33 protein-coding genes are annotated in these 26,411 nt (G+C 48.2%); 9 read left to right on the top strand and 24 right to left on the bottom strand.

Annotated features, from left to right (window positions below):
* Positions 1 to 7: 7 nt before the first annotated feature.
* Together MHH82_RS22330 and MHH82_RS22335 are read right to left on the bottom strand one after the other, a co-directional pair.
* Positions 8 to 484 carry a DinB family protein gene (locus tag MHH82_RS22330; RefSeq protein ID WP_036664150.1) on the bottom strand — a complete coding sequence of 159 codons (477 nt, stop codon included), beginning with the start codon at positions 482 to 484 and terminating at the stop codon, positions 8 to 10.
* 40 nt (positions 485 to 524) lie between these two features.
* Positions 525 to 1,202 carry a class I SAM-dependent methyltransferase gene (locus MHH82_RS22335; RefSeq protein ID WP_036664153.1) on the bottom strand — a complete coding sequence of 226 codons (678 nt, stop codon included), beginning with the start codon at positions 1,200 to 1,202 and terminating at the stop codon, positions 525 to 527.
* A 373-nt stretch (positions 1,203 to 1,575) separates the two neighbouring features.
* On the opposite strand from MHH82_RS22335, the gene MHH82_RS22340 reads away from it, so the two are divergent.
* Positions 1,576 to 2,793, top strand: a complete 1,218-nt coding sequence (locus MHH82_RS22340; RefSeq protein ID WP_340967883.1) for an S-layer homology domain-containing protein — start codon at positions 1,576 to 1,578, stop codon at positions 2,791 to 2,793.
* A 104-nt stretch (positions 2,794 to 2,897) separates the two neighbouring features.
* Here MHH82_RS22340 and MHH82_RS22345 read toward each other — a convergent pair whose 3' ends face one another.
* Together MHH82_RS22345 and MHH82_RS22350 are read right to left on the bottom strand one after the other, a co-directional pair.
* Positions 2,898 to 3,341 carry a GNAT family N-acetyltransferase gene (locus tag MHH82_RS22345; protein ID WP_015736535.1) on the bottom strand — a complete coding sequence of 148 codons (444 nt, stop codon included), beginning with the start codon at positions 3,339 to 3,341 and terminating at the stop codon, positions 2,898 to 2,900.
* 39 nt (positions 3,342 to 3,380) lie between these two features.
* Complete coding sequence (locus MHH82_RS22350; RefSeq protein ID WP_235201837.1) at positions 3,381 to 3,860, bottom strand: GNAT family N-acetyltransferase; 480 nt, start codon at positions 3,858 to 3,860, stop codon at positions 3,381 to 3,383.
* 529 nt (positions 3,861 to 4,389) lie between these two features.
* Between MHH82_RS22350 and MHH82_RS22355 the strand changes: the two genes are divergently transcribed.
* Complete coding sequence (locus MHH82_RS22355) at positions 4,390 to 4,650, top strand: hypothetical protein (protein WP_083829903.1); 261 nt, start codon at positions 4,390 to 4,392, stop codon at positions 4,648 to 4,650.
* A gap of 169 nt (positions 4,651 to 4,819) precedes the next feature.
* On the opposite strand, the gene MHH82_RS22360 is transcribed toward MHH82_RS22355, so the two are convergent.
* The 4 genes from MHH82_RS22360 to MHH82_RS22375 all read right to left on the bottom strand — a co-directional run bounded on the left by MHH82_RS22360 (position 4,820) and on the right by MHH82_RS22375 (position 9,192).
* Positions 4,820 to 5,509 (bottom strand): stalk domain-containing protein, encoded by a 690-nt coding sequence (locus MHH82_RS22360; RefSeq protein ID WP_340967884.1) that lies wholly within the window; start codon positions 5,507 to 5,509, stop codon positions 4,820 to 4,822.
* A 71-nt stretch (positions 5,510 to 5,580) separates the two neighbouring features.
* Positions 5,581 to 6,789 (bottom strand): hypothetical protein, encoded by a 1,209-nt coding sequence (locus MHH82_RS22365; protein ID WP_015736539.1) that lies wholly within the window; start codon positions 6,787 to 6,789, stop codon positions 5,581 to 5,583.
* 175 nt (positions 6,790 to 6,964) lie between these two features.
* Entirely contained in the window at positions 6,965 to 8,500 is a 1,536-nt protein-coding gene (locus MHH82_RS22370; RefSeq protein WP_340967885.1) for a sensor histidine kinase, read from the bottom strand.
* Positions 8,497 to 9,192 carry a response regulator transcription factor gene (locus tag MHH82_RS22375; protein ID WP_340967886.1) on the bottom strand — a complete coding sequence of 232 codons (696 nt, stop codon included), beginning with the start codon at positions 9,190 to 9,192 and terminating at the stop codon, positions 8,497 to 8,499. The genes MHH82_RS22370 and MHH82_RS22375 overlap by 4 nt, the downstream gene beginning before the upstream one ends.
* 174 nt (positions 9,193 to 9,366) lie before the next feature.
* On the opposite strand from MHH82_RS22375, the gene MHH82_RS22380 reads away from it, so the two are divergent.
* From MHH82_RS22380 to MHH82_RS22400, 5 genes are read left to right on the top strand one after another with little or no spacing between them, the layout of a single operon-like run.
* Positions 9,367 to 10,311 (top strand): ABC transporter ATP-binding protein, encoded by a 945-nt coding sequence (locus MHH82_RS22380; protein ID WP_340967888.1) that lies wholly within the window; start codon positions 9,367 to 9,369, stop codon positions 10,309 to 10,311.
* A 1-nt stretch (position 10,312) separates the two neighbouring features.
* Entirely contained in the window at positions 10,313 to 11,047 is a 735-nt protein-coding gene (locus tag MHH82_RS22385; RefSeq protein ID WP_340967889.1) for an ABC transporter permease, read from the top strand.
* On the top strand, positions 11,044 to 11,730 hold the full coding sequence (locus MHH82_RS22390; protein ID WP_340967890.1) for an ABC transporter permease: 687 nt from the start codon (positions 11,044 to 11,046) through the stop codon (positions 11,728 to 11,730). Before MHH82_RS22385 ends, MHH82_RS22390 begins: the two co-directional genes overlap by 4 nt.
* A 51-nt stretch (positions 11,731 to 11,781) precedes the next feature.
* Positions 11,782 to 12,888 carry a sensor histidine kinase gene (locus tag MHH82_RS22395; RefSeq protein WP_340967891.1) on the top strand — a complete coding sequence of 369 codons (1,107 nt, stop codon included), beginning with the start codon at positions 11,782 to 11,784 and terminating at the stop codon, positions 12,886 to 12,888.
* Positions 12,885 to 13,493, top strand: coding sequence for a response regulator transcription factor (locus MHH82_RS22400; RefSeq protein WP_340967892.1), 609 nt, complete (start codon positions 12,885 to 12,887; stop codon positions 13,491 to 13,493). The genes MHH82_RS22395 and MHH82_RS22400 overlap by 4 nt, the downstream gene beginning before the upstream one ends.
* A 41-nt stretch (positions 13,494 to 13,534) precedes the next feature.
* Here MHH82_RS22400 and MHH82_RS22405 read toward each other — a convergent pair whose 3' ends face one another.
* From MHH82_RS22405 to MHH82_RS22415, 3 genes are all read right to left on the bottom strand, one after another.
* Complete coding sequence (locus MHH82_RS22405; RefSeq protein ID WP_340967893.1) at positions 13,535 to 14,419, bottom strand: class I SAM-dependent methyltransferase; 885 nt, start codon at positions 14,417 to 14,419, stop codon at positions 13,535 to 13,537.
* 29 nt (positions 14,420 to 14,448) lie between these two features.
* Complete coding sequence (locus MHH82_RS22410) at positions 14,449 to 14,964, bottom strand: GrpB family protein (RefSeq protein WP_090907906.1); 516 nt, start codon at positions 14,962 to 14,964, stop codon at positions 14,449 to 14,451.
* A gap of 194 nt (positions 14,965 to 15,158) precedes the next feature.
* Entirely contained in the window at positions 15,159 to 15,638 is a 480-nt protein-coding gene (locus MHH82_RS22415) for an NUDIX hydrolase (RefSeq protein ID WP_145037378.1), read from the bottom strand.
* A gap of 303 nt (positions 15,639 to 15,941) precedes the next feature.
* On the opposite strand from MHH82_RS22415, the gene MHH82_RS22420 reads away from it, so the two are divergent.
* A complete protein-coding gene (locus tag MHH82_RS22420) occupies positions 15,942 to 16,445 on the top strand; it encodes a VOC family protein (protein ID WP_340970098.1) in 504 nt (167 codons plus the stop codon).
* A gap of 150 nt (positions 16,446 to 16,595) precedes the next feature.
* On the opposite strand, the gene MHH82_RS22425 is transcribed toward MHH82_RS22420, so the two are convergent.
* The 13 genes from MHH82_RS22425 to MHH82_RS22485 form a co-directional block, all read right to left on the bottom strand.
* Positions 16,596 to 16,994, bottom strand: a complete 399-nt coding sequence (locus MHH82_RS22425) for a DUF1801 domain-containing protein (protein ID WP_015736551.1) — start codon at positions 16,992 to 16,994, stop codon at positions 16,596 to 16,598.
* A gap of 49 nt (positions 16,995 to 17,043) precedes the next feature.
* Positions 17,044 to 17,823, bottom strand: coding sequence for a class I SAM-dependent methyltransferase (locus MHH82_RS22430; RefSeq protein ID WP_340967895.1), 780 nt, complete (start codon positions 17,821 to 17,823; stop codon positions 17,044 to 17,046).
* A gap of 25 nt (positions 17,824 to 17,848) precedes the next feature.
* Positions 17,849 to 18,613, bottom strand: coding sequence for a Nif3-like dinuclear metal center hexameric protein (locus MHH82_RS22435; protein ID WP_340967897.1), 765 nt, complete (start codon positions 18,611 to 18,613; stop codon positions 17,849 to 17,851).
* Positions 18,614 to 18,654: 41 nt separating this feature from the next.
* Positions 18,655 to 19,191, bottom strand: coding sequence for a hypothetical protein (locus tag MHH82_RS22440; protein WP_340970101.1), 537 nt, complete (start codon positions 19,189 to 19,191; stop codon positions 18,655 to 18,657).
* A 34-nt stretch (positions 19,192 to 19,225) separates the two neighbouring features.
* Positions 19,226 to 19,468 (bottom strand): hypothetical protein, encoded by a 243-nt coding sequence (locus MHH82_RS22445; protein ID WP_340967898.1) that lies wholly within the window; start codon positions 19,466 to 19,468, stop codon positions 19,226 to 19,228.
* Positions 19,469 to 19,755: 287 nt separating this feature from the next.
* On the bottom strand, positions 19,756 to 20,307 hold the full coding sequence (locus MHH82_RS22450) for an NUDIX hydrolase (RefSeq protein WP_340967899.1): 552 nt from the start codon (positions 20,305 to 20,307) through the stop codon (positions 19,756 to 19,758).
* Positions 20,308 to 20,349: 42 nt separating this feature from the next.
* Positions 20,350 to 20,832, bottom strand: a complete 483-nt coding sequence (locus tag MHH82_RS22455; RefSeq protein WP_015736557.1) for an 8-oxo-dGTP diphosphatase — start codon at positions 20,830 to 20,832, stop codon at positions 20,350 to 20,352.
* A gap of 75 nt (positions 20,833 to 20,907) precedes the next feature.
* Positions 20,908 to 21,480, bottom strand: coding sequence for a hypothetical protein (locus MHH82_RS22460; protein WP_340967900.1), 573 nt, complete (start codon positions 21,478 to 21,480; stop codon positions 20,908 to 20,910).
* Between the two features lie 24 nt (positions 21,481 to 21,504).
* Positions 21,505 to 21,660: a hypothetical protein gene (locus MHH82_RS22465; protein ID WP_015736559.1), complete on the bottom strand. Its 156-nt coding sequence runs from the start codon at positions 21,658 to 21,660 to the stop codon at positions 21,505 to 21,507.
* Between the two features lie 194 nt (positions 21,661 to 21,854).
* Positions 21,855 to 22,313 carry a DUF4830 domain-containing protein gene (locus MHH82_RS22470; RefSeq protein WP_340967901.1) on the bottom strand — a complete coding sequence of 153 codons (459 nt, stop codon included), beginning with the start codon at positions 22,311 to 22,313 and terminating at the stop codon, positions 21,855 to 21,857.
* Between the two features lie 62 nt (positions 22,314 to 22,375).
* Positions 22,376 to 22,702 carry a YobA family protein gene (locus tag MHH82_RS22475; protein WP_015736561.1) on the bottom strand — a complete coding sequence of 109 codons (327 nt, stop codon included), beginning with the start codon at positions 22,700 to 22,702 and terminating at the stop codon, positions 22,376 to 22,378.
* A gap of 34 nt (positions 22,703 to 22,736) precedes the next feature.
* Entirely contained in the window at positions 22,737 to 23,513 is a 777-nt protein-coding gene (gene murI, locus MHH82_RS22480) for a glutamate racemase (RefSeq protein WP_340967902.1), read from the bottom strand.
* 230 nt (positions 23,514 to 23,743) lie between these two features.
* Positions 23,744 to 25,294: a tetratricopeptide repeat protein gene (locus MHH82_RS22485; protein ID WP_340967903.1), complete on the bottom strand. Its 1,551-nt coding sequence runs from the start codon at positions 25,292 to 25,294 to the stop codon at positions 23,744 to 23,746.
* A 252-nt stretch (positions 25,295 to 25,546) separates the two neighbouring features.
* On the opposite strand from MHH82_RS22485, the gene MHH82_RS22490 reads away from it, so the two are divergent.
* The gene (locus tag MHH82_RS22490) at positions 25,547 to 26,353 is read left to right on the top strand and encodes a lipase family protein (protein ID WP_036664324.1); all 807 of its coding nucleotides are present in this window, start codon (positions 25,547 to 25,549) and stop codon (positions 26,351 to 26,353) included.
* Positions 26,354 to 26,411 lie beyond the last annotated feature (58 nt).

The following is a 26,411-nucleotide window of genomic DNA, read 5'->3' on the forward strand; positions in this document are numbered from 1 at the left end:
TCGTTTATTAGATCGATGTGGTTTTATATTGAACCGTCAAACACTGCTTGGCGATATAAAAAATTTGACCCATATGCTCCGAATAATGCGTGGCGCACTGATGCAGGATGTCGAGATTGCTCCGTTCTTTTCCCCGGACCGGTTGAACCTGTTCAAAGTCCTGACTCGACATGGATTTCACCGTATCGATCAGGAACTGAAACCGATTCTTCACAATCTGGATCAGATCATCCCGGCTGACAAATACCTGGGTCAACTCCTGCTCCCGATTTCGCGGGGCAACGTCTTGTTGCAATATTCCTTTCATGACCCGTTCTTGAATGTTGCCTTCGATGTGCCTGATCAACGTAGATATGCTTAGACTGGAATGATTGGGCCGCCAATTCACTTGCTCATCGTTTAACTGCACCAACGCTTTCAAGATACGGCTGCGGATGTTTTCAAATTTGTCCTCCAGCCACTTCCGGTTGAACTCATGATCCATATCGCACACTCCTTATTCGGTATGATAAAAGATCCTTGATTCACGCCTTCATCGCTTTCCAGATATATTTGTGCTCGCGGACTCCAAGCTGGCCGTCGATCTGGTTCTCCCGTATCCTGTTCTCGAGCTCACCCTTCATTTCCGGTAAAGTATAATCGGGATTGCCTGGCGTATCCGACAGGTTTAATGCAAATTCGTGGGCATTCGGGAAGTAAATAATCGCTTCATTATACTCCTCAATCTCGACATTCATGTAGCCATTCTCCGACAATCGCCTTCGAACGTGAGTCACATCGGTATGTATCCCGAAGATGGTGCCGCCTGAAGCTAATATCCTCGGGTGTTCCAGGATTGAGGTAGGTCCTCTGCGGTCATAGATAAGGTCGAATTGCCCGTCTTGAAAAGGCATCTGTGTCTTCGTCGTGGCAAACACGAATTCCACATTCCGGGTTCCGCTGCTTTCAAGCAAGGATCGGGAGATTCGAATCATCTCCGCGGAATTGTCAAAGCCAATGATTTTCTCAGCATGTCTGGACATCCGAAGCGTGAACTCGCCATGCCCGCAGCCTGCGTCCAGCACGGAATGATACTGCGGCAGCATCTCCACCAGCCGCTCCTCAAACACTTCTTCCGCCGACCTTCCGACTACGGTACACACCGCTCTTCCTCTATAGCCGCCATTCCTGCGCGCGATCATGTCATACCAGTCGATTCCCATGCGTTCCCCCCTTTCGTGATAGGCTGTACTGCATTCACAATCCAAGATGGCACAACCCTGTCGTTACATGATCTTGAGCATGCCAACAGGTACCGAATCAACGAATCAACCGCTATTGCTAATGTCTTAAAATATTACCATTTTGTTCCGCAATGTCAACGGTTACATTTAAATTTCCCGTCGAAAATCATCCACTTTCATTCGATTTCCCCGGCATTCGTCTTCGCTTCCATTACGCTTCGGACCAAGAACAATGCAAACCGACTCTTTTTCAATAGGTAAGGAGGACTAAAAAAACATTGCTCTTGTCATAATTTGTCGTCTACAATGGAGGAATATTAATCCAATCTATCGATACATACAGGAGGATTTCATGTTTTTAAAAAGGTGGCGTCAATTATTATCTTTAACCCTTATTTTATCGTTTTGCATGACATCCGTGGCAAGTGCGGCGGAATCTGGTCAAGCCAAGTATGCATGGGCCAATGAGTCCATTGACTTTCTTCGATCCCATGGGGTTTTTGAGAACATGGAGTATCGAACAAAAACGCTAGGCAGGATGGTGACCAAAGCCGATCTTACCCTTATGGTTCACCGGCTGTTTACCGATTTCCGGGTCGAAGCTGATAAGAAGTTCAACATTCCCGGCGTCCCTAACGGGCACCCATCCTACCAGATTTTTAAGGATGTTTACGGCAGCATACCTTCGGCGCCGAACGGATTAATCGGAGCCGCAGACAGAATCAATTATGGCGATGAAACCTTCAAGTATATACCGGAGAAAGTGTTGACACGCTGGGACTTGTTGATTACGCTGAATACGCTGTTCGATGATATTGGTTATTCCTTGGAATTACCGGACGGTGAGGATATCGCGAGATTGCGGGCGATAAAAGACCTGCCCAAAAGATATTTCAATTCCTACAAGCAATATGATAAGTGGAAGTATGCCTATCAGCCATTGGCACCCGAAATCGGATTGATGCAAGACAAAAAATACGGGCCTTCCTTAGCCTCCGATCTGGATTACGTCAAAGCCTATGCCCTGCTCGGCTTTGCCGAGGCCGGCATCATGAAACCCGACGCAAGAGGGTATTTTCGCCCGAATCAAAAGGTAACGTTAGCCGAAACGGCGGTCGTCCTGCATCGAATTTACGACTATTTTGATGGCGGCAGCTATGTCCGGGAACCATCGCCGGATGATCTCATTCCGAATGGCACAAGAAACTTTATCTATGCGGGTTCCCCATCAGGACACGGACAAAGTCCGGTTTATGACTTTGCTTTGGTGAATCTCGATGCCCTGCCGGAATTCTATCTGGCCTTGAAGGCTACCGAGAAAATCGACTTGCAGATCAACGTGAACGGGGAGCCATCCTATTATACTTACGAGCAGTTGAGCAACCCCAAGCAGCCTGTTCGAATCCCCTTGAACGGCGCATACTATGCGGAATTCATCCCCATTATCCGAAGCAAAGGTCAAAAAGCAACCGGCGAAAATAACAATATTGAAGTTATGTATTATTACGCTGATACATTCCAGGACTTTACCCAAGCCATATGGTATGAACCCAATCTCCAATTAAAATGACACAAGGGAGTGCATAACTGTTGCATACAGTATGCTCTCCCTTTTTTGTCATACAATGCTTGTCGTCCCGTTACGCCTTTTTCGAACACCACTAAGTTGATGTCTTATAGCTCCAGCTTCGCTACGGATTCTCCCCCCGACCAGGGCATAACGCCGATTTCCTCAAAACCCGCTTTGATGTACAGTTGTCTGGCCCGTTCGTTCTTCGGATCAAAACTTAGCATAAGGACATCTGTCCGGCCATGTTTGTTTCGGATTTCTTCAACGATGTATCGCAAAGCCTCTTTCCCGTAGCCCTTTCCTTGGAAATTCCCGTCGATCATGAAACGGTAAATCCAATAGTTGCCGTCATCGGCGTCCAAGCCATATAACGCGAACCCGACCATCGTCTGATCATCATAAATGGCCATCGCTTCAAAATGTTCAAGAAATTGATACTGGGCAATCGAATACAGATTGGAGGCAATGAAACCTTCTTGCTCCGGTTTCGCTTTCAGTTTAATGCATTCGGTCCAATTATCCTTATTTACGGGCTGCAGTCTAATCATGTCAAGCTCCTTCAAATCATTGTTGATGTTCACACGGGTTTACGCCAAATATTTAACAAAATAATAGTGCTGATGTCCCCTTGGGGCATCGTCAATGCGAGTTATCTCTTGAAATCCATGTTTACGGTAGAATGCCGGTGCTTGAAAGCTGAAGGTATTGAGCTTGATGAAGGTGCATTGCTTTTCTTTTGCGATCGTCTCAATCTCTTGTAGTAATCTTGAGCCATATCCCCGCCCTCGAAATCGATCATCGATCCACAGAATATCGACCTCAATCCAATTCCAGCAAAATACACTGTTGATGCCGCCTGCGATCTCTCCAAACTCATCTTTTATATGTAAGTTGATCTCCTCGTAATTCTGCTGCAAATCTTCTGCGATAAACCGTGCATTAAATTGAATCAGGTTCGTCCGTACCGCAAGCGCTTCTTCCGGGCTGCTTCGATTGATGTTGATTTGCGACAATGGGTCACCCCCTTCTCTTAACCTCCGGTTAACCGGCTTCAATTCCATGTCCATTTCATGGCCCCCCAAGCGAGCATACATTAACCCAAATAATACCACATAAAGAACCCCTACTTCCGGGATTAAACAACTTTAGATAAACTATTCCAAAATACGTCTAGCCCTATCAACTATAATCTTCTATCACGGCGATCCTATCGTTTTTAAACGCAAATACGGACTTTCCCTTCATATGAATCTTCTCCCCGGCCTTCATACCGTTAGGTAGATCCTTAGCGAGGATACCCTCGTAGTCAATCTCAATCTGAAGCTTGTCATCATCAAACGAATAACCAACGATAGTCTGACAACGGTGGGAGAATAACGCCTTGGACTGTTCGGCTATTTCCCGAAATTACTCAATGCCTTTTGTCTCCACGTCCACCGATCCGCTAGAACTATTTCTGAATTCGATCTCCTCATGCAGAAGAGCTATCATCGGCGTCAACCCTGTTTTTGAAAAACTCCGCCTTTTGCTTTGCACAATTCTCATCAACTTGTCATTTAATATACGGACTCTACTAAAGTATAAGAGGTGATTTGAATGGGTCGTGTCACTGCTGTTCCTCAGCCGGATTTAGTATTGATCAGTTGGTCAAGAAATCCTCTGGTTGCGGGTTCTCCGCGTAGAATCGTGGCCGCACGCGTTATTGGCAATGCTTCACCTTGCCGGGCTGATTTGACGCCGAATGCCTTGCTTAGAACCGCCTTGGCCTGCTTGCAGGATCATGATGTAGGTTTCAAAATCGTATTCCGTCAAAGAACATCCAATATTAGCGGTTACCTGTTATTGCAGCGCAACTAATGAAACGATGGGAGGAGCAGCGTCTTGCTGCTTCTTTTTTATCTACGAGTTTCTAATATGAAAAAGCTCGCAGGCTATTCCGTTCACCCTGCAAGCTTCCTCGTAAGAACCTCTATTTCCTTTTTCATATCTGAAATATATCTCTATCACCTTAGAATTATCTCTATATTTATTTCAATCGGGCAACGCTTACTGCAACCTTCTCCAGCTGCGCTTTGCTTAAGGAATGATCCGGGGAGCTGATCGTCACGAAGCGGTCATTGATCTGAAATCCCAGCATATCCGTGTCATCCGGTGTATACCATTTCGCTTTAACCCCATTGGACAATGTAACCGGTTTGCTGTCATATCCATGAGAGTAGTCTCTTGGAGAGATGTACACCGTCATATGTTTGAAGACCATGTTCACGCCATCTGCCGATGCGCCCGTCTTTTGATACACATCGCCTTTTACCATCTGACTTGGAGCGTACGGTGTTTGGAAACCATCAAATTTGGCGAATGCGCTTTTGATCTCTTTTAGTTGGGCATCGCTGTAATTCACGTTGGTCAGCTCGATCGTCTGACCGTTTCCAGGATTACTTCCGATTAACACCTGGTTATTCTTCGCATCGTATCGCACAGGAACTTCCAGCACATCGGCAATCGCGCGTACCGGCAAGTACGTTGTATTCTGATACGTGATCGGAGTCAATTTCTTGCCCGTGTTATAGACGGTACCGTCCACTTGGATGCCGATGCTGTGATTCAGGTAAGCCGAGATTTTCTCCAGGTTGGCTCCCGCATAGACACCTGCCGCTCCCGTTAAGGTCATTCCCAACACGGCAACCGCCGCGATTGATTTTTTCAACTGTTTCATTTCATTCATCCCTCTCGTTTGTCTCACCAACCTTCCAAGTCGATGAGTCATAGTATGAAGCGCAATAACTTTTATTGAAAATCAATGACATGCGTCGCAATTAAAGCTTCTTTATCGTCAATCGTAATTCCCAGTCTTTTTCCAGATGGGCTCCAAGTCAGCGGGTAGACCGGATGGGCCGCAGGATGCACCGCTGAATAATAGGGCGCCATCCAGCTTACTTTCCCGGAAGCCGTATCAAACACATACACGCCGTTCATTCCGCTTTCATTCTCCGAGTACACATCAAAGGCTAATCTGGCAGAATCCGGCGACCAGGACGGGTAAGAAATCAGATTGCCTTTTCCGATAAGCGATCCTTGCAAGCTGCCGGCTGCGTCATAGATCAGTAAATTGCTGCCTGAGTTCCCTTCCGTGTTGGTTGCTGTGGAGACGGCAATGTACTCTCCATCCGGCGAGATGGTGAAACTCCATACATTTTCGATGAGATGTACCGGCTTCGACTGCCCCGGTTCAACCACCTTAAGCACCTGATTCGCATCGGTATAATAGATCCGGCCTTTACTCGCTCCGAATTGGTTGTAAACTTCAACGTCCTCATCCTCAATGGCGGTGGTGGTGTAAGTACCGTCCGTGGAAATGAGACGAATCTCTCCCTTGCCGCTCATGGAGCCTGCCGCAAGAACATAGGTATCCGCATCGAGCCAACCGCCAATCTCCATGTAGTTGTCCCCTTTTACCGGAATGCTCTTGCCGGTATTAAGATCCTTCATGAAATTGTCTGCCGTGTACTTATCCCTCCATTTCTGTACAAAGCTATATTTACCGTCCGGCGAGACCTCTTCCTTGACCAGATGTTGGCCTGGATGCGACGCTTCATGATTCGTGAGCTCACGCCGCTCGCCCGTGCTTACGTTCACCTCTTCGGTGGCGTACGCATATTTCGGTTCTTCCGTTGCGGTTGCTTCCTTGACCATTTTGGTGGTAGTGACCCTGACCATATCCTCCGATATCCACGTCTCGATGTTGGACGAGGCAATCCGGTGCGTCTGATTCACGACCACTTCCCGACCTGCCTGCCCGCTCGCCCCGTCAACGACCGTGAGCTTGCGCTCTCCCGGTGTCTTACCTCTTCCGGCATTCGATACAGGCGGCTGGCTGGTTTGACTGCCCGGTTCCACGATCGTCAGCCGATCCTGGGACTGGCAGGCCGCAAGGGCTGCAGCCACAGCAACGATAGACAGCAACTTGATCCCATGCTTCCCAAATCTATGTTTCATAACAGGTTTCCTCCTATGTTTCTCCCCCAAGGAGCTTCGGCAGCTGCAACTCATGTGACTTGTCTTGCCGCCTCTTTCCCTGTTGAACTCAGTATAGAATGCGAATATCTCGATACGATATCGAGCTTGTAACGAACTTGTAAACAAAGATGTACATTTTAAAAAGAGCCCAGACCTATTCCAAGTCTGAGCTTTCTTCCACCGAATGAACCTCCTGGGATTGCGGCCGTTCCATCGGCAAGGTGACCACAAACGTAGAACCGTTTGGGCTGGATTCCGCAACCTCCACATAACCGCGCTGCTTCTCCGCCAAATTGCGAACCAGGGATAACCCTAAGCCGGTACCGCCATGTACCCGGGAGCGGTCGCTGCTCACCGTATAAAACGGATCAAAGATCCGTTCCCGGGCTTCGTCCGGAATTCCGATTCCGGTATCGCTTACCTTAATGACCATACGATCATGGCCTTGTGGATCCCGGTCCACTTCATTCGATAGCGTAACGGTCCCACCGGGCCTGTTATATTTAATGGCGTTATCCAGCAGATTCAAAATCATATGCATCAGATTCTCCGGATCGGCCCATACCTTGCCTTCGGATAATGAGGATCGCAGCGTTATGCCCGATTGCTCTGCTTTGGCCTCCAGCCGGGCTGCCGCCTCTTGCAGAATCGGCATGAGGTTTACGTGTTCCGCGTGGGTTTCGAATTCATATATATCCATGGACGATAACTGAAGCGCCTTTTCTACCAGGCGATATAGTCGCTGTGCTTCCTGGCTGATCTGTCCTCGGGCTTCCTCGAGCAGCGCGGGATCGTCGCGATACATCTCAAGCAGGTCCGCGTAGGCCAGTATGGAGGTCAGCGGCGTTTTCAACTCATGGCTGATATTTCCGATAAACTGCTTCTGCTGCTGTTCCAGCTCCCGCAGCCGATCAATGGCATCCAGCAGCTTCTGTTTCTCTTCCGTGAGCTGGTTCACCGACAAGGAAATTCGCCCGCTCATATCATATATCCCTTGCGCCAGCTCGCCGAGCTCATCGTTTCGCTTCACCGTCGGCTCTTGAAGATAGACGCCTTCGCCGATCCTCTGCGCAGCCTGGTTCAATCTGCTGATGACATGCACCTGCCGCCACACGTACAGAAAACCGATCAGGAAGCCGGCGGCCAGCACCGCAAGACCCGTCACGATAAACAGCGTTTGGATCCGGTCATAGAACGCATGCTGCTCGGCCAGGGAGGCGTGGAATTGAATCGTTCCGATCGGCTGCTCCATATTCCGAAGCGGGGCAAGATATAACAGCTGGTCGCCCTCGGTAATATAGGCGGAACGCCCTTGCGCCGTGTGAGCAAGCGCGTCCTGTACATCCATTTTCGGCTGGAACGGAAGGGAAGTCCCCGTGAATGTACCATCTATCTTATACAGGGTCACCGGCATGCCGCTCTGGGTTCCAAGATCGACGGCCAGCCGTTGGCCGACATTTTCCATAAAATCATCCGGCTGCGTTTGAGGATTCGTCAGTAATTCCTGATGAATCCTGAGATTGGCTGCTTCTGCTTCCTGGGCGAAGGTTTGCTCCAGGCGCACCCGCTGGTCCTCCCGTATCCCGGCAAGAACCAACGTGCTTAGAACAACCACAACGGCGATCAGCAGCAGAGCGAGAAGCAGTGCGACTTTCCACTTCAAGCCGAAACGCACTTTTCCTTTGTTCATGATGGAATCTCCGTGCTTTTATATCCGATGCCATACACGGTCTGGATCACTTCATGCTGGTTTCCCAGCTTTTTGCGCAATCGCTGGACGTGAATATCTACCGTACGCGTGCCGCCGGCAAAATCCATGTCCCATACCTGTTCAAGCAAGGCCTCTCGCGAATATACCCGCTCCGGATTCCGGGCCAGGAGAGCCATGAGGTCAAACTCTTTCGGCGTCAGTTCAAGAGGCTTGCCATCGGCATGAATGGTTCGATTTAACAGGTTAATGGTAAGTCCGGCTATCCGGATCACATGCGTTTCGGGGGCTTGCTTCCCGGCTGCCTCAGGAGTACGGCTTCTTCGGGACAATGCCTTTACCCTGGCGATGATCTCCCGCATGTCAAAGGGCTTTGTCATATAATCATCGGCACCAAGCTCCAGCCCGAGCACCTTATCCACAATATCGTCCTTCACCGTCAACAGCAGAATGGCAGGACGCTGCCGATCCCCGAGCCTGCGACAAACATCGTACCCGCTAAGCTTCGGCATCATGACATCGAGCACCATCACGTCAGGATCAAACGATTCCACGCGCTCCAGCGCTTCCTGCCCGTCCCCTGCGGTCTCTACCGTATATCCTTCCCTTCGCAGCGCATAAGCAACTGCGCTTGAGATACTGATCTCATCATCTACAACAAGTACCTTCGTCATCGCAGATACGACTCCTTTACTGGCCGATTACACATTTGCTAATTCCATGATGGTAACGTATCCGGCATCATATTTCAACAGCGCTCCCCTGCCGATTTCATTACAATTGTAACTATGAACGCTTTCGTCCGGTGGCCATAATAAAGCTAAGCATTCAAGCAAAGGAGGATTCGGATGACAATCGCTACCATGAACCATATCATTAAGCGCTATGGGCATCAGCTTGTCCTGGACCATGTCCATCTAGAAATCAGGCAGGGAGAAATACTCGGCCTTCTTGGGCCGAATGGTGCAGGTAAAACCACATTGATCCATGCGTTATCCGGCTTAATTGGCATCGATTCCGGAAGCATCGAGCTGTTTGGGGAACGGCCAAGCGGCCCTATGTTGGAGGTTAAACGAAAGATCGGACTGGTTACGCAGGATATCACCGTCTTTGAGGATTTAACCGCTCACGAGAATCTCGCCTTTTTTGGCGGAATCTATGGGTTAAGGGGCACGGAATTGAGAAGACAAATCACGGAAACGCTCCAGTTCGTCGGACTAACGGATCAAGCCCATAAACGTCCTTCCAAATTTTCCGGAGGAATGAAGCGGAGACTGAATATCGCCTGCTCTATTATTCACAGACCCAGGCTCCTGATCATGGACGAACCTACGGTTGGAATCGACCCCCAATCCAGAAATCACATCCTGGAATCGGTCCGCGAGCTGCAAAAAAGGGGGACGACCATTCTCTATACTACCCATTACATGGAAGAAGTGCAGTCCCTCGCATCCCGTGTCGTGATTATGGATCAAGGCCACGTCATCGCGCAGGGGACGATCGATGAGTTGGTAAAGAACATCCACCATGAAGAGAAGATCAAACTGGAAGTCGTGGAGCTGACGAAGGATCTGATCGATAACATCAAACAACTGGATGGAGTCAAGCACGTGGTTTTGAATGGAACGCAACTTCAGATCATATCTCGGGCAGGCGCAGGAAATCTGGATCGCATCCTGTCGTTGGCCAAAAGCGCGGGCGGCGTCCTATCCATCCATGCGGAGAAACCTACGCTTGAAGACGTATTCCTTACGCTTACCGGCAAGCAACTACGTGACGCGGAGGGAACTTAACATGCTTGTGTTCAGAATGACGTACTTCTCCTTGCTGCGCCTGATACGCGAACCCATCGGGCAGCTGCTTCTGGTGGGCCTGCCACTGGTCGTCATTACCGTGCTGGGTGTCGTTATTGGACCCTATGAAGGCATGAACGGCGTTCCTCCGCTGGACTTGATGGCCGTTACGACCATTATGGGCGTTCAGTTTTTTGGCGGCACGTATTTGATAAGTTATTTGGATATCGATTTACTTAAAACCCGGAAATGGAGAATCTATTCGCTCCCTATTAACGTAGCGGTTTATTCAAGCTCTCTTATTCTTGCCTGCACGCTCTTCAGCACTTTGCAAGGATTGGTCTTGGTGTTATTCACAACCTGGGTGTTCGGGATCGCGTGGGGATCGCTCGGCTGGGTCTTGCTGGTATTTATTATTTATTCCTTCTTTGCGCAGTCGGTACATCTGCTGCTGACATTAACCATCCATAGCATAAAATTGGCGGAAAGGGTATCTGAAGTCCTCGGAATCGGCTTCATCATCTTAACCGGATTCATGTTTCCTCTCCCGGATCATCGTTTCTTTGAGTTCATGTCGTCCTATGGGAATCCGGTATCCCTTGGAAAGATGGCCGTCCTGGAGATGCTTGTCGATGGCGGGCAAGGTAAAGCGTACCTAAGCATACTATTGCTGTTAGCCTTAACCGTGATATGCATGATGATCAGCGCATGGCTTGGGAGGAGGAAGCTCGCTTGACGATATTTAACTTCGCGCTCATCCGGAGCGTCCGCAGCTTGCCCAATCTTATCTTGCTGTTAGGCCTTCCGGCAGCCGTCGTTGTCCTCCCGGTGGGCGGTTGGCATGGCTTACCGCTGGGGTATCACTTCTACGGGATCCTGCTGTTATTCTCAGCCTCCAAACTCGTTCATATGATCATGGAGGATCGGAAGAATAAAATTATGACCCGAATCGGCGTTGCACCAGTGACCCACTTCAAGTATTTATCGCAGAATCTGCTTGCTTTCGCTCTGCTGCTCGTAGGACAAAGCGCCGTTGTCACATGCAGCGCCTGGTTGCTGCATACCGATGTTTTTGGCAGTCTGATTCAACTCTTCAGCATGTTCAGCGTGTTCTCGGTCACCGCGATTAGCTTCTCTCTCGCGTGGTGCTCCATGTTCCGCCAGCCTGAATCTTCTACAGCCGTTATGCTGGGAATCATCTTGATCATGGCGGTGCTCGGAGGAACCTTATTTCCCATTCAGGCTATGCCTGCATCCCTGCAGAAAATCGCCATGTTATCCCCTACCTATTGGTTCCATGAGGGAATCATGCTTGCTAAGAACGGAGGCTTGTTCGCGGAGCAACTCACTCCGCTCGGGATCCTGCTGTTGTTTACGATCGCTTTTATGCTGATTGGCAGCCGAAGGAAACTCGCTTGAAAAATATGTTACGATATGGGGAAAAGAGAACGTATGCCATGGGAGGTTTTCATGAGAAGCTATACCGATTCGTGGTCCCCAAGCATAGCGGTCGTGATTTGGAGAATGTTTGCCCTGCTGCTTCTGGCCGCTCTGTGGTTTATGGGAGATGCCGGGACCGAAGGGTTCGTCCTAATCTTCGCCTTAGCGATCCTGGAAATAGCCCGATGGCGGTTTTCCCTTCCTTCATGGACAACACTGGTCGACCAGATTCTATGCTTGTCCATCATTCCATTCTGGCCGGAGGCCGGCTTCGGACTGGCTCTGCCGTTATTTGAAACCATGCTTGCCGGTAAACCGCTGTTTTCCCTGCCCATCCTGGCAGCGCTTGTCATCGGCTATGTCGATCCGGACCTCCCGCTTCTTCTCATGCTCGTTCAAGCTTCATTTGCGGGGTGGATCGTTTTTTGTTGGTCCAAGCAAATCCATCAGTATCGATTGGAGGCAGATCAGGAGCGTCGCGATCGCTACGAATTGGAAATATTGAAAGGTGAGCTGCTCATGGCCAATGTCCAAACGGCTCAGCTTGCAGAGCTGAGAGAGCGGCATCGAATCTCCCAGAAGCTGCACGATGAGGTCGGCCATGAATTAACAGCCGCGTTGTTAGCCTTTCAAGCTTTTGAAACATTATGGAGGGAGAATGACCCGCAAGCGGAAGACATGTTTGCTCAAGCCCAGATGCGTTTGTCGAGCAGTGCCCTGGAGCTGCGGGAAACGGTCCATAATATGCAGCCTGTCCAAGCGATCGGCATTCGGAGCCTGGAGGAGATCTGCCGCAATTTCAAAGCGATGCCTGTGCAGCTGCAAATTTATGGAGATACATCCCGTATAGCTGCCCATCTGTGGATCATCCTGAATGCTTGTCTCAAGGAAGCCTTGACCAATGCGGTGCGTCATTCCAAAGCCAAACACGTTGAAGTATTGTTGGACGTCAATGAACATATCGTGCGGTTAAGCGTCCAAAATGACGGCGTTTTGGATTCCTCCTCGCTGCCTGGAACCGGACTCCGCAACCTAAGGCAAAGAGCCCAGGCGGCAGGCGGGAGCATCTCCACCAATACATCCAGCGGCTTTCAATTGGTCTGCGTATTACCTATGGAAAAGGAGGGCATTCGATGAACATTCTCATTGTGGATGATGATCCATTGGTATGTCAGAGTCTCCGGCTGCTTCTATCCAGAGAAGCGGATATGGAAGTGACGGCGACTGCGAAAGACGGCGCAGCAGCCATTCAATGCTGTGAAGAGGTCCTGCCGGACATCGTCCTCATGGATATTCGGATGCCTGGTATGGACGGAATCCAAGCGGCAAGGCAAATCAAGCAAAAATGGCCCCAAGTCCAGATCATGATGCTGACCACGTTTCAAGATGAGCATAGTATCCGCCTGGCGCTGCTAGCCGGAGCCGAAGGGTATATGCTGAAGTCGACGCAGGTCTCCAGTATGGCACAACAGCTTCGTGCCTTGGCCTCCGGCAGTTCCGTTGTGGATGCCAATGTGCTGAAGACCTTGATGCTGCCCGAAAAAGAGAATCGTTCCGACCTTACCCCGCGGGAAAACGATATTCTCGAGCTGGTTGCCTTAGGCTGCTCGAATCGGGAAATTGCCGAGCAATTGTTTATCAGCGAAGGAACCGTGCGCAATACCCTCTCGATCATTCTGGATAAGCTGGAGCTCCGGGACAGAACCCAATTGGCGATCTATTATTGGAGGCAGTCGTTGTGATGCCTTACCCATCCAATTTTCATAGGGCTCCTTACGTACTTTTATTCTCGGCTAACCATGCCAAAAGAAATCTTCATATTCGGCGCGTAAGTCAACCATGAATCGTTATCAAACTTCTGGAACAGCTTGAGTTCAGCAGCATATTGGGCTTGTGCTTCCTCCGCTGTTAAACCTCTCTGTACCAGCTGCTCCATTGTCATTGAAGGTTCATCGGGCTCTTGCCCAATCCCCTCTTCTCTTAGAGATTGATACAGCCGTTCTTTGCTATCATCGTCCATATGCCGATCCAAAAAATTCACTTTATCGCTTACTCGACATTCAACATTCCGTAACCCCAGCTGACTTAGAAGAATAGGGAGCTTCATGCCGATGTTCCCGTCTTTGCCGCTGCGGCTGGTGTCCACCTCATACAGCTTCTGTAATACGCCTAGACGGACCACTTCGGAATGCAACAATCCATCATCGAAGCCAAAATTCGCCGCATTGGCGATCCAATGGGGCTCAAAACAAATGACCCGGCCGCCGTTCCGCACACTGTCGATCATTTTTTGAAGGATATCTCGGGGATTCTTCATATGTAATAGAAACGCGTGACAGAGCGCAATGTCGTACTGCCGATGCACCTGGATTTCTTCGATATCCCCTTGAATCAATTCAACGGAATATGGCAGCTTGTCAAAGATTCCCCTTGCTTCCTTGATCAAATCTTCACCTTTGTCTATACCTGTGTAGGTTGACCCATCGGGTAACATCGGGAGAAGCTTTAATGCTAGATACCCATAACCACAACCGTAATCCACCATGTTAATGGGCGTATTCATTTTCCAGACGATCTTAACCAAAAACTCCAGGTAGTCGTCATTGTAATATAACCATCTGGTATTCCTCAGGTATTCGATTTTGGAATCCCAGTAATATTCGGACATCCTCTTTACGTCCTCTCTGCATCAGGATTCTAACTCTGTTCCAGCCTTGCCTTACGGATCACTTCACGAATGAAATCAGCCTTGCCGTTCGTATAGGCTACGCGGTCGTGTTTATATTGATTTTCGAGTGCTTTTTTCAAAGCATAATATCGATCCTTTATTTCCGGATGTTTCTTTAAATACTCCCTAAATAAAATCTGGTCAATCCACTGTTGGCCCTGATACTTGTAAATATGCAGATGATGCGTTCCTGCCCGCCATTGCCCTCTTCGAAAGAACAGCCGCTCCGGAAACTCCGGTTTAACAACATATTCGTAGCCGATCCCAGCCAGATTCTCAATGTAATACTCATCGACTTCCTCTAGGCTAAGTACGCCAGCCATCATATCGATGGTCGGTTTGGAGCCTAAACCCGAAACGGACGTGCTCCCGATATGTTCCATGTGAACGTCGAGGCCTTTCAGTGCCGACTCAATTTTCGCTTTTTCCCGGTTGTACTCATCTTTCCAGTCGGGGTTGTATGGTGTGACAATCACTTCTTCCATGGGTCGTTTCCTTTCGATAGCAGATAGTAAACCTGCCTATTTTAATACAGCCCATTCCTCTGTTCTGGCATTCCTATCCAAATCATGGAAGAATTCGCCGATGAAGCTTGAATTCGTTCTTTTAGAGGCATCAGAAAAGAGGCGGCCTCCCGTATATGGATTGAGCTCTACTCCCAATGGCCCAGCTCGAATGCCTATATATTCCGTCTCAGCTTAATTTCAAACTCCGGTTTCGTGATATATTCCATATAGACGAGGGCTCGGTTAAAATCCAAATAAGCCTGGAAACGCGTACGAATGGCCGGGGCCGTAATGTATTGAAGCACTTCATCCTTATGGATCCAACGACAGTCCGTCGTTTCTTCCGAAGTCCTCAGCTCGCCGCCTGTAGGCTTACACACAAAATCCATCATCACTTTCGTTGGAACCACAGCAACTCCGCTGTGTCCCGGATAGGTTGATGTATTGGAATAGACACCGATCAGATGAGATATAATGGTCTCGATCCCGCTCTCTTCTTTGATCTCCCTAATCAGCGCATCCATGAGATTCTCTCCGGCCTCCACCTGTCCTCCCGGAAACACCCATCCGTTACGATCCTTCACCAATAGAATTTCTCCATGTTCATTCTCAACCACGCCGCCTACGGCAACAATATGCGTTGGCATCATCATGACAACAGCCTCCGATAGATAAGATATACCACAAACTATGACAAGTCCCGTTAGAATTCGTTAGCGTATCCTAGAAAGATCGCTTCATAAATATATTCTTCTACTTCTTCACCACAGGCATGAGATTCACCTTTATCTTCCTCCAAATGGAAAAGGCCTATTTTCCCCTGAACGCGAATCGGCCCTTTGTTATCCGAAATTCATGATCGGCAGGAATAGATCGCAATCGGTAAGAAATCATGATCGGAGTGATTTGATACAATGACATTACATTCTAGTAACTGTGATGAAGGAGTTGGGATGATGAAGAATAGAGTCCAGAAGATATCCCCTAACTTGTGGTTTGATCACCAAGCCGAGGAGGCAGCGCAGCATTACGTTTCGATTTTCAAAAACTCGGGGATCGAACGATTTACGCGATACGGCGCAGAACGCAACGATCACTCGCCATTCGCCGAAGGAGCTATAATGACGGTGGAATTTCAATTAGAGGGACAACATTTTGTTGCGCTCAACGGCGGTCCGCATTTCAAATTCAACGAAGCTATTTCGTTTATTGTGCATTGCGATTCGCAAGAAGAAATTGACTACTATTGGGAGAAGCTGGCCGAAGGCGGTGACGATAAAGCGCAAGTATGCGGTTGGCTGAAGGACAAGTTCGGCGTATCGTGGCAGATCGTTCCGGCTAACTTAAACGAAATGATAACCGATCCCGATCCGGCTAAATCGGAACGCGTGATGAAGGCCTTACTCCAGACGAAATCAAAAATCGATATGCAAACGCTACAGCAAGCCTATAAAGGATAGGGAAGGCTGCCTTCATGGCAGCCTTTTTTATGCTTGAATGTTCTATCCATTTGAGACGGGGCAACCATGATTACATCATAGCACAAGTTCATGCGTGACCAATCCACCGTCGGCAATTTCCCGAAAACCTAGTCGACACTCTACTAGTCATCAACTCGTCACTTCAATCCATCTAGCAATAACGGCTTTTAACTGTTCCTTCTTTTGCTCCAAATCGTCTGTATCAACGATTTTCACGATAGCCCGATCCTGCGACGCCCATTCCAATAACCCCGCTGTATCCTCTGTCAGAGTTCCCCTTATATCATGATCCTTTACCTTGGCTCCACAATGAAAAATCAACCGAATGAAACCCTTCCCCTGCAAATTCAAAGTGATCCGGTCTTCACCCTGAACGCAAAAGCTGGGAGCATTCCATTTGATATGCTCCGTGATTCGATCATCAACACTGAGGATGAAGCTTCGGACCTCCTCGATTACTTTTTTCAAGGGATGCTCAAGTTGATGAAGATACTCCTCGACTTGTTCTTGACCCCGTAATTGTGCCATCCATAACCCCTCCTTTTTTATACTGGTAAACTCATCCTATCTTACTGGTCTATGCTTCTGGCTTCCTTGCTGTAACGATCGGCTGATAAAAGCCCGAATCTGAAGGCATGTGCCACTGGATATCGATGAGTCCCGCTTCCGCCAGCAAACTGCTTAATTCTGATCGCATTAATGCTCTATAGGATGTGCTGTTGACTTGGGTATGCCATGCCCCATCGATTTCTTGCATAATAAATTGGTTCGTCACATAGTGATATCCACCTTCCGCCCAGTCCCAAACTTGAAAAACCATACGTTTTCCTTCATCCAAGATTCGTGGAACCGTTGCACGCTGGCGGTTCTGAATAATAGCGTCGTAGTCCCGAATGGACACGACAAGCAGACCCTCGTTACGAAGTTTGGCATACAGGTTGCGGCATGCCTGTCTAAGCTCACCATCTGACAATAAATGGGAGATCGCATTGTCGGCAGACAATACGACATCGAACTGCCCAGCGATATCTTGCTCCAGAGACCGAAAATCGGCAATCCCAAAATCAATGGGAATCCCCAGCTTCTCGGCTTCCTTTTTGGCCCGCTCCACCGACTTGGGACTCAAATCCGTAGCCGTTACGACAAAATCATGCCTTGCCAATCCCAAAGTCTGCGTCCCTATTCCGCATGATGCGTCCAGGAGATGGAACCGAGCCTCAGGGTTCTCGTCATGTAACGAACGAATAAACCGATTGAAGAATTCACCCTGCCATCTTACCGCTTCATGCCAATCCTCAAAAATCAAATGATATGTATCCGCAAGATCTTCGTAAAAATCAAAGCTGGAATCCTTCAACCGTTATCCCTCCGATGACCTGTTTTTAGTTCACTACTTCCATATGCTCCTCGTACAATTGGATAGCTTCCACATCTGGAAACCTCTCCTGCAGCTTCTGGGCGAGCGATCGTACGCCGAAAATTTCGGTAAACGTATGACTGCCCACGATGAGATTCAATCCGACGAACCTGGCATATTGAACCGTATAGAGCGTTTTTTCCCCGGTAATGTAAACATCGCAGCCATGGTCCAAGGCCTCTTTCAACTGATTCGTGCCGTTACCTGCTCCGGTTATCATGCCGATCCTTTGAACGGGTTTATTGCTATTCTGCTGATAAAACACGTGTTCGCCCAAAGCGGAGGACATGGTTTCTACAAGCTCTTCCATCGAGACCGGAGACTCCAGTTCACCGATACCTATCGAGCTATTCCCATCCATATGCCGGGATGATTGGACAATATGTTCCGCCCCCAATTCACGCAGCAACGAATTGCAGGTTCCGAACTCGGCATAATCCAAGGGAAGATGGATATAGAAATGAGCGATGTCATGCTCCTGCAGCAACTCTAAACACCGCTCCTTCATCCCGTACACGAAGCCCCATGCATCATGATGCGTGATAATCAGATCGACCTTTTCGACTGCCGCTTGTTGGACAACCTCCGGTGTCAGATTAGTGGCGTAGCCTATCCGTAGATAGTGGTTCGATGAAAAAAGATGGTAGCCATACTCGTCGTCTTCCTCAAATTCATTCAATAACGTGCCGAAAAGCTCATGGATATAGGATTTGAATTGTATCGTATCCATCTTTACTCCTCCCTCGGTAAGCTGGATCCACCTGGTAAACCTCAATCTAATGTAATCCCCTTTAGGAAGTCAGCCATCAAAGTATTGGATACACGCAGCCCCTCCTCTCTGCTGCTAGCCGGTCCGGCAATCATCATCCCACGTGTGGCCTCCCACGACTTTGTATTTGTTTCTCCATTCTCGGTTACATGTTTGGCTATAGCTACGCTGCTAAAATCCTTATCGATAAAAATCAATCCATATGAATTCAGTTTAGGAACTCCATTGGCTGTTTCATCATAGACCAGGACTCCTCCCCCACTTAGATTAAATACGATTTGGGTATAACTTTTCTCGTCTGCAAGTCGTTTGTCATCGCTAAATAATTGGATTGAGCCGTCAAAATGCTTCGCTCCAGTGATGGACCGTGTCAGATAACCATCGATTTCGATACGAACCGGCATGATCGCCTGGTCCGCGTTCTTTCCTAAATGAAACTCTACTGCTTCTATGTTCTGAACAATTTGTCTGGGATGTGTATACCACTTATAAGACAAAATCAAAAAAATCGAGAAAACCATGATGGTTGGAACGATCACTTTTTTCAAACCATTCAGCACCTTCAAAATTTTTTCATTCTTCGAGTGTATGTACATTGATGCTCTCGTTAGCCTGCGTACGGCCGTCCATGCCTAAAGCTTGAACAGCGATATGATCGTGGAATTTCCGATTGCCAAACTCCCAGGACAACGACCACCCATCCGATCCGTCAATGTCATAACCGATAAGCTCCCTTTCCTTCCAAGTTTCTGTCCCCGTAGGCGCTACCCAGAACAGAACAGACTCTATATTTTCTGCCTCAACATGGATGGTCATCGTACGGGTATCCCTAGATACAACCCACCAATTCGAATCATATGGCAAATCTGTTGATACATTTAATATCTTAGCCTGAAGGTCTACAGCGTCCGCTTGTTCGTTTGTGGGTGTTGAAGCTTTAGCCGATACGGATTCTTCGACCGGAGAGCATGCAACCAGAAGCAGTAAAACGAGTAAAAGCATATTTTTAATTCGCATAATTCCTCCCGCATATAACAACAAAACCCGCCTAAGATCATTCCAATCCGAGTCGGGTCATGTGGTGTGATAGATTTTATGCCAGGTTAATACCTAACCTGTTCTTCTAGATATTTCTTAAATAATTCGGCTCTTATCTCCTCGTTCGTTTCAACCAGAGAACTTATCTCAACCGATGTGTGCTGCAGTAGTTTACCATCCTTATACGTACAATGATGTTCGTAACAATTCGGATCATTCAATATCAGCTCGAGCGACTTAGGGATATTGGCTGCGATTCCGGCATTTCCTGCAGTCAGAATCCATTGCGTGGATTTCCAATCCAAAATGCCCTCGTCCGTCTTTTTTGGGGTCTCATTAATGTAGTCCTCAGGTACTTCGGCAAGATAAAGGTACATTCCTCCCAGATTCCTGCCTTCCGATGTCCAAGTGACAAGGCCTTTGAAGGTTAATCGGCAATCCTTATCCCGAATATTCGTCTCCTCATACAGCTCACGTATCATGGAGTCTCTGGGCGTCTCGTTGCTTTCAAGCTTGCCCCCCACTCCATTCCAACATCCCATCCATGGTGCTCTATCACGGTTTAATAATAAAATCTCATCACCGCGCCGAACGAAACAAATATTGTATTTCAGCATCGATTGTTTTCTCCCATTCTGGTTACACCGCAATCCATCTTATCATCGTAAATTTCTGATTCTCTCTTCGATCGGCTTCTGTCCATCTTCATCCCAGATAATGGAGATTTCAAAAGTCCCCTCTTCAAAGTAAAGGGGAAACCTTCGTTTGAACCAGGGCTGCATAGGTAAATCCATCGCCTCTTGAATCGGTACCCAAACGAGCTCGCCTTCTGGCGGATTCGCTAAGAGTTCACCTTCGTAAGAATCTGTCAAATAGTTAAATACCATGTAACGATAATTCGTCTGGGGAACCACATACTCATCTATGCCTTTATACTCCAGGTTTTTGACAATCAGCCCGGTTTCTTCATAAACCTCACGAATTGCACCTTCCGATAGGCTCTCCGGGAATTCCACTTTTCCTCCAGGCCCAAGGTAACCGGGAAAACCGAGCTGGTCCGGACGATTAATAAGCAAAACCTTGTCGTCATTCCGAATCATACACATTGTATACATGCCATAGGTTATTTGCGGCTTTGTCATTTTATTTCTCCTTGAGCGGAACAGCAGTCCCTCACATGTAAATTGGATACAAGAACGTCAGGTGATGGATCTCGATTACTCCCTAGAATACAAAAGCGCACCGCCAGACCCCAAAATAACGAAGTGTTTGCCCGACGGTGAAAAACCACATTTTATTTTTCCGTCCAGCCGGTTCAAATCAATCATCGTGGCTTGCTTCAGATACTCATAATTAGGGACGAACACCTGGTCCAATATAACGGAAGCCCTTGGCCACCAAGGATGAATGACTTCCAGCATCCAGCCATCGTTTGTTACGTGAATCCCATCCCCCGACTCAAATCCAAAAATCGAAATGTCCTGTCCGCTGAGCGGAATACGAAAACTTAAGTGGTCTCCGCTCATATGGTCTTCCGTTAGGTCAGAGTCCCGGTCTCTGTGAATGACGGTTCCGGTTATGGCCTGCGTCAAACTGTAACCGGAGCTGCTGATCAGAACCAGATTCTCATCGGCATCCCAACCGCAAGCAATGCATCCGGAAGCCGGAATGATGACCTCAGACGTCCAGGGGTGAGGCGGTTTTGTAGGTTCTTTCGCTTGGGCAAAGTGCAGCAAGTCGATCTCAAACGTTGTTCTGATTTCTTTTTTTGATTGATTAAAAGAGTTCATATCATACACCTGCCGTTTGATAGGTTATCGCTTGGATTCATCATTCTTCATTTCATGTATTCTCATATTAAGCTCATCCAGAGAACGCTGCATGCGCTCCATTCTTCTCAGGGCAGCATATTGATTGCTGATAATCCCGGCCAAGCCGACAATCAAGATAATCACAATGAAACCGATCATGGATAGCGTCCATCCTTTCTTATTTTATGATTGAACTTATAATCCCTGTTATCGGGTAACATCGATGTATTCACCCAGTCTTCGAAGCTGCTGAACAACAAAGTCTTCGGCCAATCAGCTGACTCTTCATGCTTCCTGGTTAAATTCACCTCCGTTGGTGCTCTTTTATTATAATCAACGGTCGGCCGACCCGATTAAGGCAGAATGTTGCTTCCTAGATCCTTGCGATGAAGCATGGGATTCATCTCACTTTGATCAATTGTAAATGTACCGTCCTTTTGTTCGAGTTCATCATTGAATACCAGATACCCACCTATGATTTCATGATCTGACTCCAGTATATATCCTACAATCTGATTATACGTCGTTGTTTTCTCTTGCAAAATATAGCCCGTCTCTATAACCTCTCTATCCAGAAATGACGCTAAGTCCACATGTCCCAAATCTTTCAAGTCCTTCACATGCTTTTGATAGGATGGTAATGTCGAAGGAGCATACTTTGTTTCGGATGCGAATCTGTCAATGCTCCATCCGTAATCCTCGAGGAATTTAACATGTTGTTCTTTAGGCGTTTCCGTGATAATCTCATCGTCTTGTCGATTACAACCAACCAGAATCACTAACACACAGATGATTAGTAACTTTAATTTCAATTTTCCGGTCCTTTCCCGTGTTTTTATCCAAACTTAACCGTTGTAGGATGAAATGCGGATCGTTACTCCTCGACGATTTTTATTTTCTGAGCACTGGCCTGAGAAGGATAGGAATCGTTTATCCCGGGCTTGAGCCAATATTGTATTTTCTGTCCTTGTTCATACTTCGAAGCAGTTTTGGTCGTTATCCAGATCGCCGGTCCCTCGTATTCGAGGAAAATATCATCCCAGGTTTCACCTTCAAATTTTCGATCCAGCACTAGGAGCTGATGATCATTTTTTTCTAAGATGTAACCTTCACCCCGAACCAAATCTGACGAGGAATTGCCACAAGCGGTACTTACAACGGAAAGAAAAATAATGATCAAAATGGAAAGATAGCGATTCATGATCCCATCCTCCTTTGTCGATGCTCCAGTTTTCCTATCCCTCAATCTCCCTGTATATGCTGAGCGCTTTCTCCATCTTCTGAGTATACTCCGCGGATTGGCTTGAATTTAGCAGCTTAACATCCTGACTCCCGCTGGAGCTGAGCAGATCCTGGTCGCTCAATACTTGGATGAGTCTGTTCACGGTACCTTCGCTGCCATCGATAATTCGGATATGATCCGGCAGCAGATCCGACAAAATCCTTTTGTAAAAAGGATAGTGCGTACAGCCCAAAACGATCGTTCCATACTCATTCAGATCAAAAGCTTCAAACTTCTTCGTGAAGTATGCGTTCATGATCTCGGGGGCGAAATTCAAAGCCTCACAGTGCTCGACCAGCTCCGGTAAAGGCTGGGAATCCACGATATGCATGCTATCGACTCGCCGGACCAGGTCCTTATACTTCGACTCCTTTAGGGTCAGCGGCGTGGCAAGCACCAGGATTCGCTTCCCGCTGGCGCGGTTAATTTCAACAGCCGGTTTTACGGCAGGCTCCATCCCGATAACCGGGATCGGATAAGCCTTCCTTAAATCGGAGATTGCCATGCTTGTAGCCGTGTTGCACGCAACGACAATGGCTTTGACCTCTTCCTGCATGATGGTTTCCATCGCTTGATGTATGTAAGCTTTCACGTCTTCCTTAGCTTTGGTGCCATATGGCACATGGAGCGTATCCGCCAAAAATAAAAAGTCTTCATGGGGCAGCTTTTTCATAGCCGCCGTTAACACGGTTAAACCGCCTAAACCTGAATCAAAAAAAGCTATTCTCATTGTTTTTCACCTGTCGTTATATGTTGGTCTGTCCGTATCATTGCAATCGATGTCCTTATACATTATACTCCACTTCCCGGAAACGCGCAGAGCCATCTGAGCATTAAGCGTTTCAAAATAAACAGACCCGGCCAAGTAAGAATCTCGGGAGGCCGGGTCTGATGTGTTGTTCTTTTGCATAGGGAAGAATGATTAACTTCCTTCATGATCATGAAAAAAACGCAATCCATTTACTCAAAGCATTTCAGCAAAGCCAAAGCCTCTTCATGATCGGGCTCCAGAACGAGCGCCTCGCGCGTATATTCCAGAGCCTCCTCGTCCAGGCCAAGCTCGTAACAACAGATCGCCAAACAGTATAATACCGTTGGCACCGGCTCGTCTTCATCCGTGTCCACGGATTCCTTCAGGAAGAACTTGGCCTCCTCGTACATATCCATCTCAAACAGCACCAGTCCCGCGTCCAGAGCCAGATCATAACGCTGTTCCATCACATAATACGATGACCACATCTTGAAGATGCCTGCACGGATATCCAGCATTTCTTCGTCATTGGCCTCCGGCAGCAGATTCGAGATGCGCTTCGCGCTCTGAATGAAGAACTCGGCGTCATACCCGCCCAATCGCCAGAAGGACAAAATTTGCTGCAAGCCCATGCTTTCAATATTCCGGTCGACCCATTCTTTCATACTGAAGAATTCATCCGGTCCGAAGCGTTCGATGAATTGACGGTAAGCGAGCCGGGTATTGGCATAACTTGCCGGTGCTTCCAGCATGAGAATGCAGCCGACGTTAATATTCTTATAATGCTGCGTAGGGAACATGGCCAGTGCGCCTCGCTGTTCGAACACATGCTGCAGCGCGTGATAATTAGCCGTTAGCGAAAAGCTGCCATGGTAAATTAATTGCGGCGGTTCGGCGAATTTCCAATTATCGATGCGATGATCTCCTTTATCCGCCGTGAGGAGCATGAAACCTGACGTGGATAACCGATTCAGACGTTCCAAGCAGGTTAAGCCCACCTCCGGAAACAGGATATGCGAATCCTCCAGCTCTTGCTGGTAATGAGCAATCACATCGCGATAAGGGTAAGTATCTTCTTCGTATCTTGGTGCCCGGCGGTGCTCGTAGGCCAGCTTCATTCGTTCCAGCGCCTCAGCGGGCTTGAGCTTATGGTGCTGCTCCGGAAATTCGATGACCACATCGCTCTCATAAATCTGGCCTTCCCCGACGTAGATCAATTCTTGCGGAATGCCGTCAAAAAAATAATTGGCGACGATCAGCAGCGGCTGCTTTAAGTCTCCGGGACGAATCGTGGTCTTCGATACGACCAAGTTCAATTCCGTATCATGCACGGCATCGAACCTTCCGAAATCCAGCAGTCCCTGCTCAATATACGATTGCATGGCAGGATGCTGCTGCCATGCCGTCACATTTTTCATCGGCAAATCCGTCATGACATAGCGGAAAGGAGGCAGCGCTATCCCCGAATCATCTCTCAGCTCGCACAGCTTGTGCAGCACATGGTAACCGAGGCGTCCGGCTCCGGCGCCCAATTCCAGAATCGTCACGGGTTCGATGATATCGCCCCGACCCGCGCGATCTCGAAGAAAACCGAATACCATTTCGGCGTAAGCCGTAGCAATCATGGGGTTGCTCGTAATATACTGCGGGACCTGATCATTATTCCACGCCTTCATCCCCAGTTCTTCATAATATGTCCGCTGTAGTTCCCAGATGGGTGCTTCACTGAAACGGAAGCGTTGTTGATTATTATCCGTCATTTCTATTTAACCCTGCTCTCTATGTATCGTATAAGTACAATCTGAAACCTCGAATGCCTTTACACGGTTAGACCAAAGACCAATCCATGTCTATAGAATGGTACCATATTACTTGGTTCTTCCCAAACCCTCAAAGTCAGGAAATCCCGCGGACTCCCTTCGGTTGATAACCGTTTGACAAACCAACGGGCAATAGGCACCTTTCCTTCCTCTCCCTAATATAGTGTAGGAGAACAGAAGGGCGGGATGTACATGGGTGCGAGCACGGAGCAAGAACAATGGGCCATTTTCCTGGCGGCGATCTGCGGACAAACCTATACACAATTCACCAACACGGACGGCTCATTTGTCCTTCCGCTAAACTTCTCGCTGTTCGACACCATTGAAGCGAATTCCTTAATCCGCGTGTCGGAACGCTTCGGGTTTATCCTTGAATCGCCGGAGGAGATTATCATCGCCTTTCGGGGTACCATGTCCTCCACGGATTGGATCACGGATGCCATAGCCTCCCAAAAGAACTTCAAATACATCAAAGATCCCGCGCTCACGCACCGCGGCTTCACCAGCATCTACGCTTCCGCCCGCGGGCAGATCATGTCGGCGCTTGCAAGATTGCCTGTCGATAAGACCTTGTTCATTACAGGCCACAGTCTCGGAGGGGCACTTGCCACCTTGTGCGCCGTGGATGTTGCCGCGAACACGGATCACCAATCCCCCCATGTATTCACTTACGGATCACCGCGCGTAGGCGATCCCGATTTTGCGAAGGCCTTTGCCAAATATGTTCGAAGCAGCTTTCGTATAGCCAACCTGTTCGATGTCGTCACTCATGCACCGCCTAGTATCTACAAACTGCCGAAACGGGAAAAGAAATACTATTACAGTCACGTCCATACTCACTGGCCATTGACCTTCCAGAATGGGTCGGTTAGCGGCAATCATGTAATCAGCAGTTATTATGCGGAGCTTGCCAAGCTCCAGCCGCCATTTGCCGAGCTTTTAAATTCGGCGAATCCCGGGTTCTGTCCCGTCACAGAATTACCAATAGAGAAGGTGTAAGCTTATCTGGAGGGTCATATAAAGAAAGCGGATTTCCCGGAAGAGGAAATCCGCTCTT

The organism is Bacillus sp. FSL K6-6540, from assembly GCF_038007545.1.

Excerpts from the sequence above, each read along its gene's own strand:
- MHH82_RS22335 (WP_036664153.1), bottom strand. The coding sequence starts at position 1,202 with ATGGGAATCGACTGGTATGACATGATCGCGCGCAGGAATGGCGGCTAT.
- MHH82_RS22450 (WP_340967899.1), bottom strand. The coding sequence starts at position 20,307 with ATGCTGAAATACAATATTTGTTTCGTTCGGCGCGGTGATGAGATTTTA.
- MHH82_RS22360 (WP_340967884.1), bottom strand. The coding sequence starts at position 5,509 with ATGAAACAGTTGAAAAAATCAATCGCGGCGGTTGCCGTGTTGGGAATG.
- MHH82_RS22475 (WP_015736561.1), bottom strand. The coding sequence starts at position 22,702 with ATGAATCGCTATCTTTCCATTTTGATCATTATTTTTCTTTCCGTTGTA.
- MHH82_RS22420 (WP_340970098.1), top strand. The coding sequence starts at position 15,942 with ATGAAGAATAGAGTCCAGAAGATATCCCCTAACTTGTGGTTTGATCAC.
- MHH82_RS22465 (WP_015736559.1), bottom strand. The coding sequence starts at position 21,660 with ATGATCGGTTTCATTGTGATTATCTTGATTGTCGGCTTGGCCGGGATT.
- MHH82_RS22400 (WP_340967892.1), top strand. The coding sequence starts at position 12,885 with ATGAACATTCTCATTGTGGATGATGATCCATTGGTATGTCAGAGTCTC.
- MHH82_RS22395 (WP_340967891.1), top strand. The coding sequence starts at position 11,782 with ATGAGAAGCTATACCGATTCGTGGTCCCCAAGCATAGCGGTCGTGATT.
- MHH82_RS22445 (WP_340967898.1), bottom strand. The coding sequence starts at position 19,468 with ATGACCATCCATGTTGAGGCAGAAAATATAGAGTCTGTTCTGTTCTGG.
- MHH82_RS22365 (WP_015736539.1), bottom strand. The coding sequence starts at position 6,789 with ATGAAACATAGATTTGGGAAGCATGGGATCAAGTTGCTGTCTATCGTT.
- MHH82_RS22385 (WP_340967889.1), top strand. The coding sequence starts at position 10,313 with ATGCTTGTGTTCAGAATGACGTACTTCTCCTTGCTGCGCCTGATACGC.
- MHH82_RS22490 (WP_036664324.1), top strand. The coding sequence starts at position 25,547 with ATGGGTGCGAGCACGGAGCAAGAACAATGGGCCATTTTCCTGGCGGCG.
- MHH82_RS22380 (WP_340967888.1), top strand. The coding sequence starts at position 9,367 with ATGACAATCGCTACCATGAACCATATCATTAAGCGCTATGGGCATCAG.
- MHH82_RS22355 (WP_083829903.1), top strand. The coding sequence starts at position 4,390 with ATGGGTCGTGTCACTGCTGTTCCTCAGCCGGATTTAGTATTGATCAGT.
- MHH82_RS22370 (WP_340967885.1), bottom strand. The coding sequence starts at position 8,500 with ATGAACAAAGGAAAAGTGCGTTTCGGCTTGAAGTGGAAAGTCGCACTG.
- MHH82_RS22455 (WP_015736557.1), bottom strand. The coding sequence starts at position 20,832 with ATGACAAAGCCGCAAATAACCTATGGCATGTATACAATGTGTATGATT.
- MHH82_RS22350 (WP_235201837.1), bottom strand. The coding sequence starts at position 3,860 with ATGGACATGGAATTGAAGCCGGTTAACCGGAGGTTAAGAGAAGGGGGT.
- MHH82_RS22340 (WP_340967883.1), top strand. The coding sequence starts at position 1,576 with ATGTTTTTAAAAAGGTGGCGTCAATTATTATCTTTAACCCTTATTTTA.
- MHH82_RS22375 (WP_340967886.1), bottom strand. The coding sequence starts at position 9,192 with ATGACGAAGGTACTTGTTGTAGATGATGAGATCAGTATCTCAAGCGCA.
- MHH82_RS22460 (WP_340967900.1), bottom strand. The coding sequence starts at position 21,480 with ATGAACTCTTTTAATCAATCAAAAAAAGAAATCAGAACAACGTTTGAG.
- murI (WP_340967902.1), bottom strand. The coding sequence starts at position 23,513 with ATGAGAATAGCTTTTTTTGATTCAGGTTTAGGCGGTTTAACCGTGTTA.
- MHH82_RS22415 (WP_145037378.1), bottom strand. The coding sequence starts at position 15,638 with ATGATGATGCCAACGCATATTGTTGCCGTAGGCGGCGTGGTTGAGAAT.
- MHH82_RS22410 (WP_090907906.1), bottom strand. The coding sequence starts at position 14,964 with ATGGAAGAAGTGATTGTCACACCATACAACCCCGACTGGAAAGATGAG.
- MHH82_RS22330 (WP_036664150.1), bottom strand. The coding sequence starts at position 484 with ATGGATCATGAGTTCAACCGGAAGTGGCTGGAGGACAAATTTGAAAAC.
- MHH82_RS22485 (WP_340967903.1), bottom strand. The coding sequence starts at position 25,294 with ATGACGGATAATAATCAACAACGCTTCCGTTTCAGTGAAGCACCCATC.
- MHH82_RS22345 (WP_015736535.1), bottom strand. The coding sequence starts at position 3,341 with ATGATTAGACTGCAGCCCGTAAATAAGGATAATTGGACCGAATGCATT.
- MHH82_RS22405 (WP_340967893.1), bottom strand. The coding sequence starts at position 14,419 with ATGTCCGAATATTACTGGGATTCCAAAATCGAATACCTGAGGAATACC.
- MHH82_RS22425 (WP_015736551.1), bottom strand. The coding sequence starts at position 16,994 with ATGGCACAATTACGGGGTCAAGAACAAGTCGAGGAGTATCTTCATCAA.
- MHH82_RS22435 (WP_340967897.1), bottom strand. The coding sequence starts at position 18,613 with ATGGATACGATACAATTCAAATCCTATATCCATGAGCTTTTCGGCACG.